Source organism: Winogradskyella sp., from assembly GCF_028282165.1.
GTDB lineage: Bacteria > Bacteroidota > Bacteroidia > Flavobacteriales > Flavobacteriaceae > Winogradskyella.
Window position 1 is genome coordinate 58,527 of record NZ_JANQIM010000031.1, and the last position, 15,527, is coordinate 74,053.

Consider the following 15,527-nt stretch of genomic DNA (forward strand, 5'->3'; position numbering starts at 1 on the left):
TTTCAAAGGAATTAGTAAATTCGCTTTATGAGTGTAAACTTACAGACTCCAATAGATTATATCAAAGGTGTTGGGCCTAACAGAGCGGATCTGCTACGTTCTGAGTTGGGTATTGACACCTATCAAGACCTCATCAATCTATTCCCCAATCGTTATATTGATCGCACTCAATATTACAAAATCAACGAATTGCAGCACAACAACGCCGAAGTTCAAGTTATAGGTAGGATTACTGGTCTAAGAGAAGTGGCACAAAAGCGTGGCAGGCGCCTTGTGGCCGATTTTAGGGATGATACCGGAACAATGGAGCTTGTGTGGTTTAGAGGGCAAAAATGGATCAGAGAGAGCCTTAAAATCGATCAACCTTATGTCATTTTCGGAAAAACCAATTGGTTCAACGGTAAATTTAGTATGCCACATCCTGAAATGGAATTGCAATCCGAACACGAAAAAAACTTACGCTCGGCAATGCAAGCCATTTACCCCTCAACCGAAAAATTATCGAACAAAGGCATTACCAATCGTGTTATTGCCAAAATAGTGCAACAATTATTTTTAGAAACCAAAGGACAATTTGCGGAAACTTTATCCGAATCGGTTAAAGGTGAATTGAAATTACTTTCGAAATCCGAAGCGCTTTTCAATATCCATTTTCCGAAGAATCAGGGCTTACTTTCCAGGGCACAATTTCGTTTAAAATTTGAAGAGCTATTTTATATTCAATTACAATTAATTCTTAAAAATTTAATCCATAAATCTAAAATAAAAGGCTTCACGTTTGATAAAGTCGGAGACTACTTTAACACCTTCTATAAGGATCATTTACCTTTTGAATTGACCAATGCACAAAAACGTGTTTTGAAAGAAATTAGAGCAGATTTAGGAAGCAATGCACAAATGAATCGCCTTTTGCAAGGTGATGTAGGTTCTGGAAAGACCATAGTTGCCTTTATGTCAATGCTCATGGGGCTTGACAACGGTTTTCAATGTTGCTTAATGGCGCCAACTGAAATTTTGTCAGTTCAACACTATAATGGACTACAAGAACTATGTAATAAATTGAATATCAGTATTTCATTATTAACTGGTTCAAGTAAAACTTCAGAACGTAAGATCATTCACGAAAATCTTGAAAATGGCTCATTACAAATCCTCATAGGGACTCATGCCCTACTCGAAGATAAGGTAAAATTTAAAAATTTAGGTCTTGCCGTCATAGACGAACAACATCGTTTTGGAGTGGCACAAAGAAGTAAATTGTGGAAGAAGGGAAGCCCCCTTCAATTCCCCCAAAAGGGGAATGCAAAAGCAGTACTAAAAAAGTATATGACTGCTCGACCTTCGACCTATAAATTAATGAAAGAACTGCAACAAGAACATAAAAAAAATAGTACCGAAGCTGAACGCGTTTTGTGGGAATCCCTTCGAGCAAAAAAAATAGGATTCAAATTCAGGCGACAACATATTATCGATGAGTTCATTGTTGATTTTGTGAATTTAGAAAAGAACTTAGTTATTGAAGTGAATGGCGGTTATCATAATACAAAGGAGCAGCAAGAAGTGGATGAAATCAGAACACTAATACTGAAAGAACTAGGGTTTAATATCATTCGTTTTTCTAACGAACAAGTTATTGGTGATATCGATTCAGTATTGAATTCTATTGAGAAACAATTAAAAAGCCTCTCCTCTGGGGAGGTTGTAGGGGCTTCTATTCCCCCACATATTCTCGTGATGACCGCAACGCCTATTCCAAGAACCCTGGCCATGTCGGTTTATGGTGATCTGGATATCTCGGTGATTGACGAATTACCCGCGGGAAGAAAACCGATTAAAACGGTGCATCGCTACGACAACAATCGCCTTAAGGTATTCCGATTTATGAAAGATGAAATTGCCAAAGGGCGTCAAATTTATGTTGTGTATCCTTTGATTCAGGAAAGTGAAACCATGGATTATAAGGACCTCATGGATGGTTATGAAAGTATTGCTAGGGAGTTCCCTTCACCAAATTATCAAATCTCCATCGTGCATGGCAAAATGAAAGCCGCTGACAAAGATTATGAAATGCAACGCTTTGCACAGGGTAAAACCAACATTATGGTGGCAACAACGGTAATTGAGGTCGGTGTTAATGTGCCAAATGCTTCTGTTATGGTGATAGAAAGTGCTGAGCGTTTCGGCTTGTCGCAATTGCATCAATTACGTGGACGCGTAGGTCGTGGTGCCGAACAGAGCTATTGTATTTTAATGACAAGCCATAGACTCAGTAATGATAGTAAAACCCGATTAGAAACTATGGTACGCTCTAACGATGGTTTTGAAATTGCTGAAGTGGATCTAAAACTTCGTGGTCCAGGAGATATCATGGGTACGCAGCAAAGTGGCATATTAAATTTACGAATTGCAGATATCGTTAAGGACAAGGACATTTTAGAACGCGCACGTTATTATGCGAAATTTATTCTAAAACTCGATCCGAGTCTTGGTTTACCTGAGCATAAGGTGATCTTAAACACTTACAGGCAAATGAGTAAATATCGTAACATTTGGAATTATATTAGTTGATATGGAATTATTTCAAAATAGAAAACTCATCATAGCCACCAAACACCAAAAGGAATCGGTTATTGCACCAATTCTCGAGGCACAGCTCGGTGTAATATGTTTCACAGACCCTACGTTCGATACGGATACTTTAGGCACATTTTCGGGGGAAGTAGAACGCATTAACAATCCGTTGGAAACCGCACGTTTAAAATGCCTCAAGGCGATGAAGCTCAATAATTGTGATCTAGGTGTCGCCAGTGAAGGCTCTTTTGGCCCCCACCCTACCATGTATTTTGCCAGTGCTGACGATGAATTTTTAATATTCATCGATAAGAAAAATAATCTTGAAATCGTTGCTAGGGAACTGAGTACCGAAACTAATTTCAATGGAAAAACTATTCGCAACGAAAGAGATTTATTGGAATTTACAGAGCTCGTAAAGTTTCCATCCCATGGTTTAATCCTAAAAAAATCAAAAACGGACACCGAAGGTATGATAAAAGGCATTACAACCTTACCAGAATTACAACGCGCCTATGAATTTATGTATCAAAAGTATAGTACTGTTTATGCCGAAACCGATATGCGTGCGATGCTCAACCCTACCCGAATGCACGTTATAGAGCTTGCAGCACAAAAATTAGCGGATAAAATACAATCGCTTTGTCCAGAATGCAAAACACCAGGATTTGGTATTACGGATTTAAACAAGGGCTTGCCTTGTGACCTTTGCGGTTCACCTACACAATCGACATTGAGCGTTATTTACACCTGTGCGAATTGCAACCATACCCAAGAGGACTTTTATCCTAATGACAAAAAAGTTGAAGACCCCATGTATTGTGATTTCTGCAATCCATAAAAAAAGGTCTGGCACCAACAAAACCAGACCTTCCAAAACATAACCAAACGTGTTTTGCTGATGAATATCTTATAATGCACCTAACTCCTTAAGGTTCTTTTCGGAATTTGCTTTTACATTATCCGTAGGGTCTAATGCAAGCGATTTTTTAAAGTGCTTAATGGCGGCCTTATTGTCGCCTTTTGCTTTATAGCCTTCTCCTAAACTATCGTGCCAATTGGCATTTTTCGGATCATTTTTCACATTAATACTAAAGTATTTTATAGCTCTGTCATAATCCTTAAAATTAATCATGGCATAACCTATTCTATTGATTTGGTTAGGAGTGGCCATATCTACAGCCTCATCCATTGTAGTGCCAAAACCCTCCATATCGCCTTTTTTCTGAAGAATCTGAGCTTTGGTCGCTAACCCATTTACAGTCTTTTGACTGAAGAAATTACCTTCTAAAGCAGCATTGATCCATTCTAAAGCTTCATCCAAATCACCATCATTATTCAACGCAAAATTTGCAGCTTGCTCCCAATTTTGTCTTGAAAAACCTTTTTGACCTTTAAACTTGGCCCTGATGTCATCGAGTACAATTTTGGTAACATCGACTTCGATCTTAAAAGGGATGGCCTTCTTTTCCCATTTTAATGCCGCTGTGGTGGAATTCTTGCTAACTTCTTCAAAATCGAAGGTCAGTAATTCCACATGCTCAATAGTCTTTATTTTTACATCTGCAGTTAAGGCATCGTTAGCCGGATCGTAGAAATAACTACCCCAAGCATCTTTATCTTTTGATAGAATAATGGTTGCATTATCGGCATCTTTCACATTAATATGCAAGCCATAAGTTCCGGCAGTAATGGTCTTCCCTTCTACTTTAGCATCATGTGTAAATGTAATAGTGGTGTTCTCATTGGCACCAGCACGCCAAGGTGCTGCTTTAGAGGTCCCAAAGCCTAGATTGGTTAAGCCGTAAGGTACAAGTTTACCCCAAATTTCGCGTCCGTTAACGCTAGGTCTAGAATAAGTAATTGTAATGTCTGTGGTTCCTACACGTTGCATAACGGAAGCCATTTGGCTGCCACGTGGTGTGTTCAATTGTGCTGTTGCGGTAAATGAAACGCATAGTAATAAGCCTATTACCAACGAAGTAATTGTTGCTCTCATTTTTACATAGGTTTTGATTAGTAGTACCACCAAGGTAGACGGATTTTGAAAGCAAGGCTGTTAGCAACTTGTTAAAGAAATACGTGTAACTGTTAATTAACGTATTCTTAAGAGTGGATAGCGTAGTTAAAAACAATTACTATAAATCCTTTATATTCGTTGCACTAACTAACTTTTCTATGATTACCAAACTCGGTCAAAAATTCACAGACGGCTTTACCAGATACATGCCAAGCGCTTATGTCTTTGCGCTTTTATTAACCTTACTCACTGGTATTTTGGCGCTTACAATCACCGATAGCCAACCCATTGCGGTTTTAGAAGGTTGGTATAATGGCTTTTGGAACCTGCTCTCCTTTGGGATGCAAATTGTATTGATTATCATCACCGCCTATTGCATTGCCCAGTCGGCTCCGGTAAAAAAGGGGATTGATCGCTTAGCCCAATGGATTAAAACGCCCATACAAGTCTATATGATTATTATTGCACTCGGTGCATTATTGTCCTTGGTGAGCTTTGGCATGGTGGTAATTACTGCGATTTTAGGACGTGAATTAGCGCTGCGGATTAAAGGCATCCACTACCCTTTTTTAGTAGCTTGTGTGTACTTTTCCTTTAACGGTTGGGTCTGTGGCCTCTCGAGTTCTATTGCCTTGCTTTTAAACACCGAAAATAACTTTCTAATTGAAAACGGCATCCTTAACGATACTATTTCCACAGGTTATAGTTTGGGTTCTACGTTGAACCTGACCATGATTGTATTGTTTGTGGTGGTCTCACCGATTTTGATTTGGGTGTTAATCCCTAAGTCCTTCGCTGGTAAGGAACTGAGAGATTTGCAAACCTCACTCGATGATGAGGAAGGCTCGGTTAAGGACGAAGCCTTATCCTATAAACTGCCTTTTAAGGCACTGTCCGATGCCCTAAATAATGCAGGTTGGTTACAAGTAAGTGTGGCACTTTTGGGCGTGGTTTATATCATTTACCATTTTGCAACCAAAGGTTTTAACCTCAACTTTAACATTATGATTTTTATCTTCCTTATTGTAGGAATGTTATTGCATATTACACCGATGCGCTACAGTATTGCCATGAAACGCGCCAGTAGCAATATCTCTGGCGTACTATTTCAGTATCCCTTTTATGCAGGGATTATGGGCATTATGATGGCTTCGGGTTTGGGTGAACAAATTAGCACTGTTTTGGTGTCTATTGCCACTCCAAACACTTACGCCTTTATTGCCTACCTTACTGGTGGCGTGATTAATTTTGCCATTCCTTCTGCTGGTGGTGAGTTTGCCGTGATTGGCCCTAGTATTATTAACATGGTACAAGAATTGGGTGCTAACCTTTCGCCCAACGAAGTCACTGCTATGACGGCCAGAGCTTCCATGTCTGTGGCTTATGGTGAAAGTCTTAGCAATTTATTACAGCCCTTCTTTTTATTGATTGTTTTTCCCGTGATGGGTAAGGGTATTAAAATACAAGCCAGGGATGTGGTAGGTTATCTGTTTATTCCCTTTATCGTCTTGTTTGTGATACAGGCTTTGATGGTGACCTATGTGCCCTTGTAGATTACAGTTCATCTAAAAAACGTGAGTGATAGCATTAGTTTATTAATATTTATTATTTTAGATTTCAATAGCCATAATGCAGCGTTTTACTACATATGACAAAACTGCCTCAAATACTGATTTTAATGATGTTTTCTTTTACTTTGTCAAATTGTGAACAGAAAACGGAACTATCCGATTTGGAATTTGAGAAAAACGTGTTCTACGAATTATTTCCTGAGCTTTCAGACAAAATGTATAATGACATTCGTCTAATCCCAACGCCACCACCACCATCACCAAAATATTTGACTGAAAAAGGATTTGATGCCCAAAATGATTATAATAAAGCACTTGAAAATTGGGAAAAATCAGATGATTATCAAAATAGATTAAATGAGTGGAAAGTGAGACGAGATTCAATAATCAATGACACTACCTTAATTTACATAGCTTTTTCTGATTCAATAAGCCGATTTGAAAGAGAAGATATGTATGAACTTATTAATCATTTCAATGACCAAAAGCTTGTGATTGATTCTAAAGATTTTGAATTGATAGGCGGATTTAAGGTGGACTTTGACAAACTAAAGTCGGACAATGAGAAGTTAAGATTCAAGCCAATATCGGAATTTCCAGAAAGACGGGAATTTTGGAGAACTAAATACGATTTTAACTTTCAAGGTTCATTATCATTTACCCGAATTTTGTTTGATAAAACAAAAACATTCGGAGTTCTGAATGCTGGTTTTGTAAAAGGTCGCCTAAACGGCAGTGGCTGTCGAATTTTCATCAGAAAAGACGAAAACGGGAATTGGGAAGTTGATAAAATAATAGGAACTTGGGTGTCGTAAATAATGCTCGGTACAACAATGGCGATAGTTGATTACGGCTGATCCCGATAGCTATCGGGACTAATCGGAATTTCAAGCCTTTTTGCTGAATTTATGGTTTGCTGCGCCAGTCGCTTCTCTCGTGTCGGCGGAATTATACTCGTGTACCATTCCGTAACCAACCCATATCTAAGACCGTTGTGCTTCATTATGACTAAACTATGCTGAATTCAACAACCTTACTAGTAAAAAAAGTAATACATTAGTCTAACTTTAAAGTAATAAAATCGACAGACATGACTTAGAATTAATTATTAGCTGTTATTTATTATAGATCTTTAAATATTATGAAAAAAATTTTATGCTTTGCGTTTTTGCTGTTTTCAATAAATGTATTTCCACAATTTGATTTTGATTATAATATTATCATGGAGAATAAAGACACAGCTCAAGATGTAACTTCCATTGCTCATGGAGATTTAGATAACGATGGTGATTTGGATATGATTGCCACTGGTTTCAGAACAAAATGGTTTGAAAATTTGGACGGTAATAACAATGAAATATCTGTCCATGAAATAGAGATTTCTACTGAAATACAAATAGGAGGACATGTTGCGGTATACGTTGTTGATATTGACAATGATGCTGATTTGGATATATTAATTCATAATCTTGAGTTTGTAAGATGGTTTGAGAATTTAGATGGATTAGGAACTTTTGGCGATTCAATTACAATTGATAATGGAGGTTCAAACAATTCATTATATTCAATTTCAATTATTGATTTTGATGATGATAGCGATTTAGATATTGTTTACGCAAAGAAAAATTCGTCAATTTCAAGTTTATTATGGGCTGAGAATGACGGTATAGGCAATTTTACTACTCAGACAATATTGCCTTCTACTAGATACAGATCAATAATAGTATCCGATATGGATAATGATGGTGATTTAGATATATTAGGATATCATTGGATAAATAAAGAAATAGATTTAGAAATAAATGATGGAATGGGTAATTACACTACTCAAACGATTCAAAATTCAAATGCTTCTGATTATGGACAACCAACAATCAATGTTGTGGATTTAGACAATGATAATGATTTAGATCTATTCTTAACTTACTATTCACAAACGGATTTATTAATCTATTTCAGGAGTTTAAAAAATGATGGTAATGGAGAGTTTAGTGTTTTTCAAGAATTTGAAACTGGTGAGAATAATGAATCTGATATTAGATATGTTAAATTTGAAGATTTAGATGGGGACAATGATATTGATTTATTATTTACGTCCTATGAGAATGATAAACTAGCTTGGTTTGAAAACGCTGATGGTAATGGAACTATGGATAATCTTGCAATAATTGATGATGAATCTAATGGTGCTTCAGGAGTTGATTACTTTGACTACAATAATGATGGCTTAAAAGATATTGTTTTAGCTTCTAAACAGGATGATGAGATTAGTTGGTATCAAAATTTAAACGATGGGAACTACTCGTTAGATATTCCTATTACGACAAGTATAAACGGAACAACTGTATTAGCATCTGGTGATATAGATAACGATGGAGACCAAGACGTGCTTTCTTTTTCTTATAACGATAAAAAATTAGCATGGTATGAAAACTTGGATGGTTTTGGAAATTTTGGTGTACAAAGACTAATAGATACAGACTTTTTTCATATACCAAAAGATGGTTTGTCTTTGGGTGACTTTGATAATGATGGAGATTTAGACATTTTGTCGGCAGATTCTTTTAATGGAACTACAAACACCCGAACATGGTATAAAAACTTAGATGGTCTTGGAAATTTTGAACCAGTAGCCCTACCTCTTCCTGGAAATGTAGCAATAAATTCGATGGTAAACGCCGATATGGATAATGATAATGATTTAGACGTAATTTATAGTAATGGTGGAAATACTATTGAGATTTTAAAAAATATTAATGGAACAGGAGTTTTTGATGATACAAACCCAATTACTATTAGTATTAATACAGAAGTTATCACAAAACTTGTTGTTGAAGATTTAAATGGAGATGGCAACAAAGATATTATTGCACAAAGTGCATATCAAATTAAATTATATTACAATGATGGTAATGATAATTTTTCAGAGATTGAATTATATGAAAATTTTAATGATTTCATATATGATATTAATGTTGCAGATTTAGATGGAGACAATGATTTAGATATTTATACGAGCAAATCAATAAACTTTGCAGATGAAAGCACTGTCTTTTGGCTTGAGAATTTAGATGGCCTAGGTGCTTTTTCAAATGAACAACAAATTTCTACAGGAATTTTAAATATTCAATCAATTTCAAATCTAGATATGGATAATGATAGTGATATGGATATAATTATTGCTAATTATGCAGGAGAAATTTATTGGTTAGAAAACATTGATGGTTTTGGAAATTTTGGAGTAGCTCAAACAATTTTTGATTTTGAACTCGCAACACCACCTTTTATCATGGTAAATGATATGAATTCTGATGGAAAAGAAGATATATTATATTGTTCGTTTGGAGGTGGGAATTTTGACCTAGATTTTGATAAAATAGTTTGGTTTGAAAATATTGGTTATAGTGCAAATCAGATAAACGGCTTTATTGCATCAGATGACGAAAATGATGGGTGTGATAGTTCAGATTTACCATTACCCAATTTAATGGTTGTGGCAACTTCTACCGGGAATGAAGTATTAGGAACTTTTACGCTTAACAATGGATATTACCAATTATTTCCAGGAATAGGTGACTATACAGTTTCTACAGTTAATTCTTTGCCTATTTATTATGATTCTCAACCTAATACATATGATTTCAGCTTTGCAGATATTGGTAATACTGTAACAGGTGATTTTTGTGTTATTCCAATAGGCATGAATGAAGGTTTAAGTTTGTCAATAACACCAACTAGTTCTGCAATTCCAGGTTTTGAGGCTTCATATCAAATAATTTATAAAAATATTGGAACAGAGACTATAGATGGCAGTATAAACTATCAATATGATAATACTAAAATAAACTTTCTTAACGCAAATTATGGTATTAGCTCACAAACAAGCAATGTTATAACTTTTGATTTTGTCAATTTACTGCCTTTTGAAACTAGAACAATTAATCTAAATTTTGAAGTTTCCACACCACCTACAGCTAATGTTGGAGATTTCTTAATACATTTAATCACACTTACACCTAGCATTGGAGAAGTAAATACTTTTGGTTTTAATCAAACCATAATTGGTTCCTATGATCCAAATGACATTACTGTATTAGAGGGTGAAGAAATTTACTTTGATGAAGTTGATAATTACTTGCATTATGTAATTCGTTTTCAAAATACAGGTACAAACGAAGCATTTAATATTAGAGTTAATAATATTTTAGATGACAAATTAGATTGGACTACTTTACAATTGGAAAACTTAAGTCATGATGGAAGAGTTAACATTACAAATGCAAATAACGTAGACTTTATTTTTGAAAACATTAATTTACCTGATAGTATAAGTAATGAACAAGAATCACATGGTTTTATAGCTTATAAAATTAAGCCTAAATCTAATGTTCAAATTGGTGATACTTTTTTTAATTACGCTGATATTTATTTCGACTTTAACTTACCAATTACTACTAACACAGTTTCAACAAAGATTGTTGAAAATTTATCTATTGAAGAGTTTGAATTACAGAATGTTTTGATTTATCCTAACCCTACAGATAAAATTTTACATGTAAAAACTAAGGACAATATCAATATTTCCTCAATACAGGTTTATAACCTATTAGGTCAACAAATTAATGAAATCACATCAAATAAGTTGGTTGAAGAAATTGATATGTCTAATTTTAAATCAGGAGTTTATTTAGTAAAAGTAAAAAGAGATGATCAAACAGCTACTTTTAGAGTTATAAAAGAATAACGAAAGCACAACAATAGCTATAAGTAATTGCTTATTATCGGCTACTTTGGAAATTCCTTCGGAATTTCCAACTTGGTTTGTACTTGCTAAGTTGAGTGCTATCCCGATAGCTATCGGGACACGCAACTACTTATAGCCGAGACCGTTGCACACAATTTAACACAACAAATATGAAAAAGATTTTATTTATTTTAATATTGACAATCCTTGTCGGCTGTGAAAAAGACGATGGAAACGATTTAATTGGAAATAATGGTTCATTAAATCACGCTGAATTAGGTTTTGAATTGGATGAACCTGATGTAATTTTAAATGAGCTTTCAAAAGGCAATCTTGATAGCACAATTAATTCTATCTTTTTAGTAATGTATGGCAACACATATAGAAAATGGGAATTTGAATATCTCGAAAACACTAATACAGTTGATAAAATGACTTTTTACCTGCCTCATTATCAAGGATGCGAAAAAAATATTTATCAATTTAATTACAATTCGTCCCAAAACATAGAAACAGTAGTATCTACAAGAACGAATACTTGTAATGAATTTGAGGTAATTAAAAGCTATAGTTTCAATTATAACCAAAATGGACTTTTGAAAAGTATTTTTATGGACAACGAGTTTACTGTACAAGAATATTATATAGGCTATTATCCGAATGGAAAAGTAAAAGAAATATGGTGGGATTCAAGAGGTTCTGGAGATAACGTTGACTTTAGTGTTCAAAGATATTACTATGATGTAGAATATAATAATGTCGTAAGAATGGAAAAAGAAATTTCTGGAAATACTCATATTTACAAATACGAATACGATAATAGACAAAACCCCTTCAAAGGATTTTTTATAGCTTACGGTATTTTTATACCATATGTAGGTCATTCTTATTTATCACTAAACAATGTTTCATCTATAACAGAAAATAGGTTTAGTAACACAAATGATAATGAATTTACATATCCCTATGATTTCGAATATTCCCCCTCAAATGATTTAATTAGGTATCGAGATATTGAGGACGAACGTGTCTATCATATTAACCAATAAAAACTGTGTACAACAATGGCTATAAACAATTGCAATTGCAGGCTTATCCTGAAAATTCCTGCGGAATTTTCAGCTTCTCGTGTACTTGCAACCCGCCCGAACGTGCCGTTCGGTACGGGCGGGAGTTAAGTGCTATCCCGATAGCTATCGGGACACGTAACTACTCATAGCCAAGACCGTTACCAACAAGCTAAACAAAAATTCTACGGATGAACAAACTTTCGACTGAGAATCTAAATCTTTTGCCAAATCCGAAAGATTTACAAAAGATTTGCAAATCCATTTCTGCTTTGGAAGCAATTATTTGCCCTGAATGGGAATACAGATATTATTCTTACCAGAAAGATTGGAGCGAAACGGAAGAATTCTGTGAAATGAGAAACGGACAAGGAGACCAAATGTTGATGCTCTTTAGCAAAAATGGAACTTGTATTAATGGATTTGCCCACGAAAGTGAAATGAACGGTTGGAGAAATATTCCAATTGAAGAAAAGAAGTCTTTTGTAGAGAAATTATTTGGTTCAAAAAAAGAAGATAAAACAGAACTGGCTCAAATAATTCCAAAAGGAGTTGTTGATGATTTACCAGAAGTATTTAATGAATTTATATTCGGAGAACCTGTAAAAAGCATCGGAACAACTTTTTGTATTTGGCAAACTGACAATGATAATAATTGGAAAATAGGAGAAGTTGATTTACCAAAAGACGAATACAAAGATGGTTCAAGTGATCTACTTCAATTATTAGATGGAAAACCTTTGACATACAAAAATTGGGCAGAAGAATATTACGAGGGAAATTTTGAGGAAAACGAGCTTAGAATAGAACTTGTTGAGAGAATTTATAACGGAGATTTAATAACAAAGGAATTGGTTTTTGAATTAAATCCTGAATTAGATGATTTCGAACAATTGAAATCGGATTTAAACGAAATCGGATATGAGCATAAAATATAAAAGCCTGTTGGTAACAATGGCTATAAGTAATGCGGGGCTGATTGCTAAAACACTACTTACTGCTAATTTTTCCGCTCGCAATTTGTATCTTTATTAAAGAAAATAATAAACCTAAAAATGGCTCGCTCAGGTTAGTGCTCGATTGAAACGAAAATGCTTTTAAAAACCCGCACTACTGATAGCCAAGACCGTTGTATGCAATTTTGACCTTGAAGTTCTCTAAAATAAACTGACTAAATTAAATTATTTAAAATGTTGACGCCAGAATTTGAACTTACAGAATCTGAAAATCTAGGATATTACACTACTTTTGATAAATTATTTGCAGATTATATTCCTTACCTGAATGATAAAGAAATTGATAGGACTATCGAAGTGAACTTTCAATTCACGGATGAGGAGACTAAACCAAATGAAGCTCAACTTAAAGCACATCAGTTTCTATTGACCCATTCAAACCAAATGCTTGATAATTTGGTTAAATACCTAAAACAAGATGAAGAATATTTTTTTGAGTTTTATGGAGTTTACAGAGAAACAAGTTATGAAAATACCCATTTTAAAGGAAGAAAATACACAACTGTAAACAAGAGTGGTTTTCCTGCTGTTAAAGAACCGCAAGATTTTATCAATTATTTTGGAATAAGTCAAATCAATATAAGTGATTCTGAAAAAAATGGTATTTCTTATATAGGATTTGCTGGCGGTTGCCCATGGGATGGCGAACATGGTTTTGGAGCATCGTTTTATCAACAAAAGTTACTGCATGTAGGAGATTGGGATTATGGATATCACCCAAGTTGGGGAAGTCGTGAGAATAATGACCTATTAACTGATAATTTTACAAGTTTTCATAAATTAGAGATTTTAGATGAAAGGAAAAAGCGATTAACCAAAGCAAGTGAACTTATTCAAATTGAGAATATTGATGGTTATGAGCAAGTATTCGATTGGTTAGTGAGTAATCAAATGATTTATGGTTATAGAAATAATCCTGTAGATTTAACATCTAAGGAAAAAGTAGTTGTGCTAAATGAAATTAAAGGGCTATCTTTTTATGGCAATTTAATTCAAAAAGTTCCAGACTCAATAAATCTGTTAGAAAATCTATCATCATTATCATTGTCTTTTAATGATTTAGAATTTGTACCATTACAATTATTAAATCTAACTAAACTTGAAAAACTTTCAATTAGTAATAATAAAATAAAAGAAATTCCGAAAGAAATATCTTTGTTAATAAATTTGAAACATCTTAATTTTAGTAGAAATAAGTTAAATTCAATACCTGAAGAAATAGGGCATTTAAAAAATCTTCAACACCTTGATTTGTCTTTCAATTACCTCAATAATATGCCAAAATCTATTTCAGAATTAAGAAATCTCGAGCAGTTAAATATAAATTATAATTCATTTTCGACTATACCAGATAATATTCTATTTCTGGAAAACTTAAAAGGATTGAATTTGACTAATAACAAATTGACTGAAGTCCAAGAATCTATTTATAAACTTAAAGAATTAGAAAGACTAGATTTAAGATATAATAAATTATCAAAATTTCCTGAAACTTTAATTAATCAATGGCATACTCTAAAGTCTATCTATTTGGTCGGAAATCAATTTAGCATTGATGCTTTAGAGCGAATTTTGAGATTTAATCATAGAAAAATTAGTTCTGATATTAATACAGAACTCAATTATACAAAAGATAGACTAATAAGAAAACTAAGAGATGAGAAGAGAGAAATTCAAAAACAAGAAAATCTTAAAAAGCAAAATTTAAAAAATGATTTAAACAGTTTTAAAAAAGATGTACAGAGTTTAGACTATAATTTTCAACAAAATAAAAAAGATAAATTCAATTTCTTGATTGGTATTTCTGAAAGAGATTTAGAAAATAATTATAATAAGAAAGAGCTTAAAGTGTTATTTTTTAAAATTCTAAAGCATTTTCAAGATTATAAAATAAACTTCTGGGTTTATAACCCTAAGAATGAAGAGATAGTCTATGATGAAAATAATGAAAATATAACATCAATACCTATCCAAAATATATCACGTTTGAAGAAAGTAATTGGGAAGGATAGATATTTAGTGCAATCTATTTGTGAATATTTCCCAAAAAAAGATGAAGAATTTTTTAAGAGAATTGTAGCATATTCAAGAGAAAGTTTTGATGATAAAATTTGTCAACAAATCATAGATGTCCAGTCGGCAATTAAAATTCCATTAAAATTTCTAAAAAAACCTAAAGAAAAATGGTGGAAGTTATGGAAATAAAACTGCATACAACAATGGCTATAAGTAATTGCTTCAACTCGCCTAGCCTTCGACAGGCTCAGGCCATCGCTTCTGAAAATTTGCTTACGCACAGTTCGCACTTCGTGCTCGTGTCTTGCGGATTTTCAGCTTGGTGTGTACTTGCAACCCGCCCGAACGTGCCGTTCGGTACGGGCGGGAGTTAAGTGCTATCCCGATAGCTATCGGGACACGCAACTACTCATAGCCGAGACTTAGGCAAAAATGCCTGGCGGCACGGTTAAACCGCCGCTTTACGGCTTCTTTTAATCCTATTTTTTGCCTACAGTCACGCAGTACACTGCTATTCGTCTT

Annotated in this window: 9 protein-coding genes; 8 read left to right on the plus strand and 1 reads right to left on the minus strand. The window is 34.1% G+C overall.

Annotated features, from left to right (window positions below):
- The first annotated feature begins 27 nt into the window (after window positions 1–27).
- Both Q0972_RS11980 and Q0972_RS11985 read left to right on the plus strand, forming a co-directional pair.
- Complete coding sequence (locus Q0972_RS11980) at window positions 28–2,568, plus strand: DUF559 domain-containing protein (RefSeq protein ID WP_299365956.1); 2,541 nt, start codon at window positions 28–30, stop codon at window positions 2,566–2,568.
- Window position 2,569: 1 nt separating this feature from the next.
- Window positions 2,570–3,412 (plus strand): DUF6671 family protein, encoded by an 843-nt coding sequence (locus Q0972_RS11985; RefSeq protein WP_299365957.1) that lies wholly within the window; start codon window positions 2,570–2,572, stop codon window positions 3,410–3,412.
- A gap of 69 nt (window positions 3,413–3,481) precedes the next feature.
- On the opposite strand, the gene Q0972_RS11990 is transcribed toward Q0972_RS11985, so the two are convergent.
- The gene (locus Q0972_RS11990) at window positions 3,482–4,570 is read right to left on the minus strand and encodes a DUF2911 domain-containing protein (protein ID WP_299365958.1); all 1,089 of its coding nucleotides are present in this window, start codon (window positions 4,568–4,570) and stop codon (window positions 3,482–3,484) included.
- A gap of 179 nt (window positions 4,571–4,749) precedes the next feature.
- Here Q0972_RS11990 and Q0972_RS11995 point away from each other — a divergent pair, with 179 nt between their 5' ends.
- From Q0972_RS11995 to Q0972_RS12020, 6 genes are all read left to right on the plus strand, one after another.
- On the plus strand, window positions 4,750–6,144 hold the full coding sequence (locus Q0972_RS11995) for a TIGR00366 family protein (protein WP_299365959.1): 1,395 nt from the start codon (window positions 4,750–4,752) through the stop codon (window positions 6,142–6,144).
- 125 nt (window positions 6,145–6,269) lie between these two features.
- Window positions 6,270–6,977, plus strand: coding sequence for a hypothetical protein (locus Q0972_RS12000; protein WP_299365960.1), 708 nt, complete (start codon window positions 6,270–6,272; stop codon window positions 6,975–6,977).
- Between the two features lie 326 nt (window positions 6,978–7,303).
- Window positions 7,304–10,906 (plus strand): T9SS type A sorting domain-containing protein, encoded by a 3,603-nt coding sequence (locus Q0972_RS12005; RefSeq protein WP_299365961.1) that lies wholly within the window; start codon window positions 7,304–7,306, stop codon window positions 10,904–10,906.
- A gap of 170 nt (window positions 10,907–11,076) precedes the next feature.
- Window positions 11,077–11,955 carry a hypothetical protein gene (locus Q0972_RS12010; RefSeq protein ID WP_299365962.1) on the plus strand — a complete coding sequence of 293 codons (879 nt, stop codon included), beginning with the start codon at window positions 11,077–11,079 and terminating at the stop codon, window positions 11,953–11,955.
- 209 nt (window positions 11,956–12,164) lie between these two features.
- Entirely contained in the window at window positions 12,165–12,911 is a 747-nt protein-coding gene (locus Q0972_RS12015) for a hypothetical protein (protein ID WP_299365963.1), read from the plus strand.
- A 252-nt stretch (window positions 12,912–13,163) separates the two neighbouring features.
- Window positions 13,164–15,194 (plus strand): leucine-rich repeat domain-containing protein, encoded by a 2,031-nt coding sequence (locus tag Q0972_RS12020; protein ID WP_299365964.1) that lies wholly within the window; start codon window positions 13,164–13,166, stop codon window positions 15,192–15,194.
- Window positions 15,195–15,527 lie beyond the last annotated feature (333 nt).

What these genes read in the sequence shown, in the direction of transcription:
- Q0972_RS12015 (WP_299365963.1), top strand. Translation starts at nt 12,165, where the DNA reads ATGAACAAACTTTCGACTGAGAATCTAAATCTTTTGCCAAATCCGAAA.
- Q0972_RS12010 (WP_299365962.1), top strand. Translation starts at nt 11,077, where the DNA reads ATGAAAAAGATTTTATTTATTTTAATATTGACAATCCTTGTCGGCTGT.
- Q0972_RS11980 (WP_299365956.1), top strand. Translation starts at nt 28, where the DNA reads ATGAGTGTAAACTTACAGACTCCAATAGATTATATCAAAGGTGTTGGG.
- Q0972_RS11985 (WP_299365957.1), top strand. Translation starts at nt 2,570, where the DNA reads ATGGAATTATTTCAAAATAGAAAACTCATCATAGCCACCAAACACCAA.
- Q0972_RS11990 (WP_299365958.1), bottom strand. Translation starts at nt 4,570, where the DNA reads ATGAGAGCAACAATTACTTCGTTGGTAATAGGCTTATTACTATGCGTT.
- Q0972_RS11995 (WP_299365959.1), top strand. Translation starts at nt 4,750, where the DNA reads ATGATTACCAAACTCGGTCAAAAATTCACAGACGGCTTTACCAGATAC.
- Q0972_RS12005 (WP_299365961.1), top strand. Translation starts at nt 7,304, where the DNA reads ATGAAAAAAATTTTATGCTTTGCGTTTTTGCTGTTTTCAATAAATGTA.
- Q0972_RS12000 (WP_299365960.1), top strand. Translation starts at nt 6,270, where the DNA reads ATGATGTTTTCTTTTACTTTGTCAAATTGTGAACAGAAAACGGAACTA.
- Q0972_RS12020 (WP_299365964.1), top strand. Translation starts at nt 13,164, where the DNA reads ATGTTGACGCCAGAATTTGAACTTACAGAATCTGAAAATCTAGGATAT.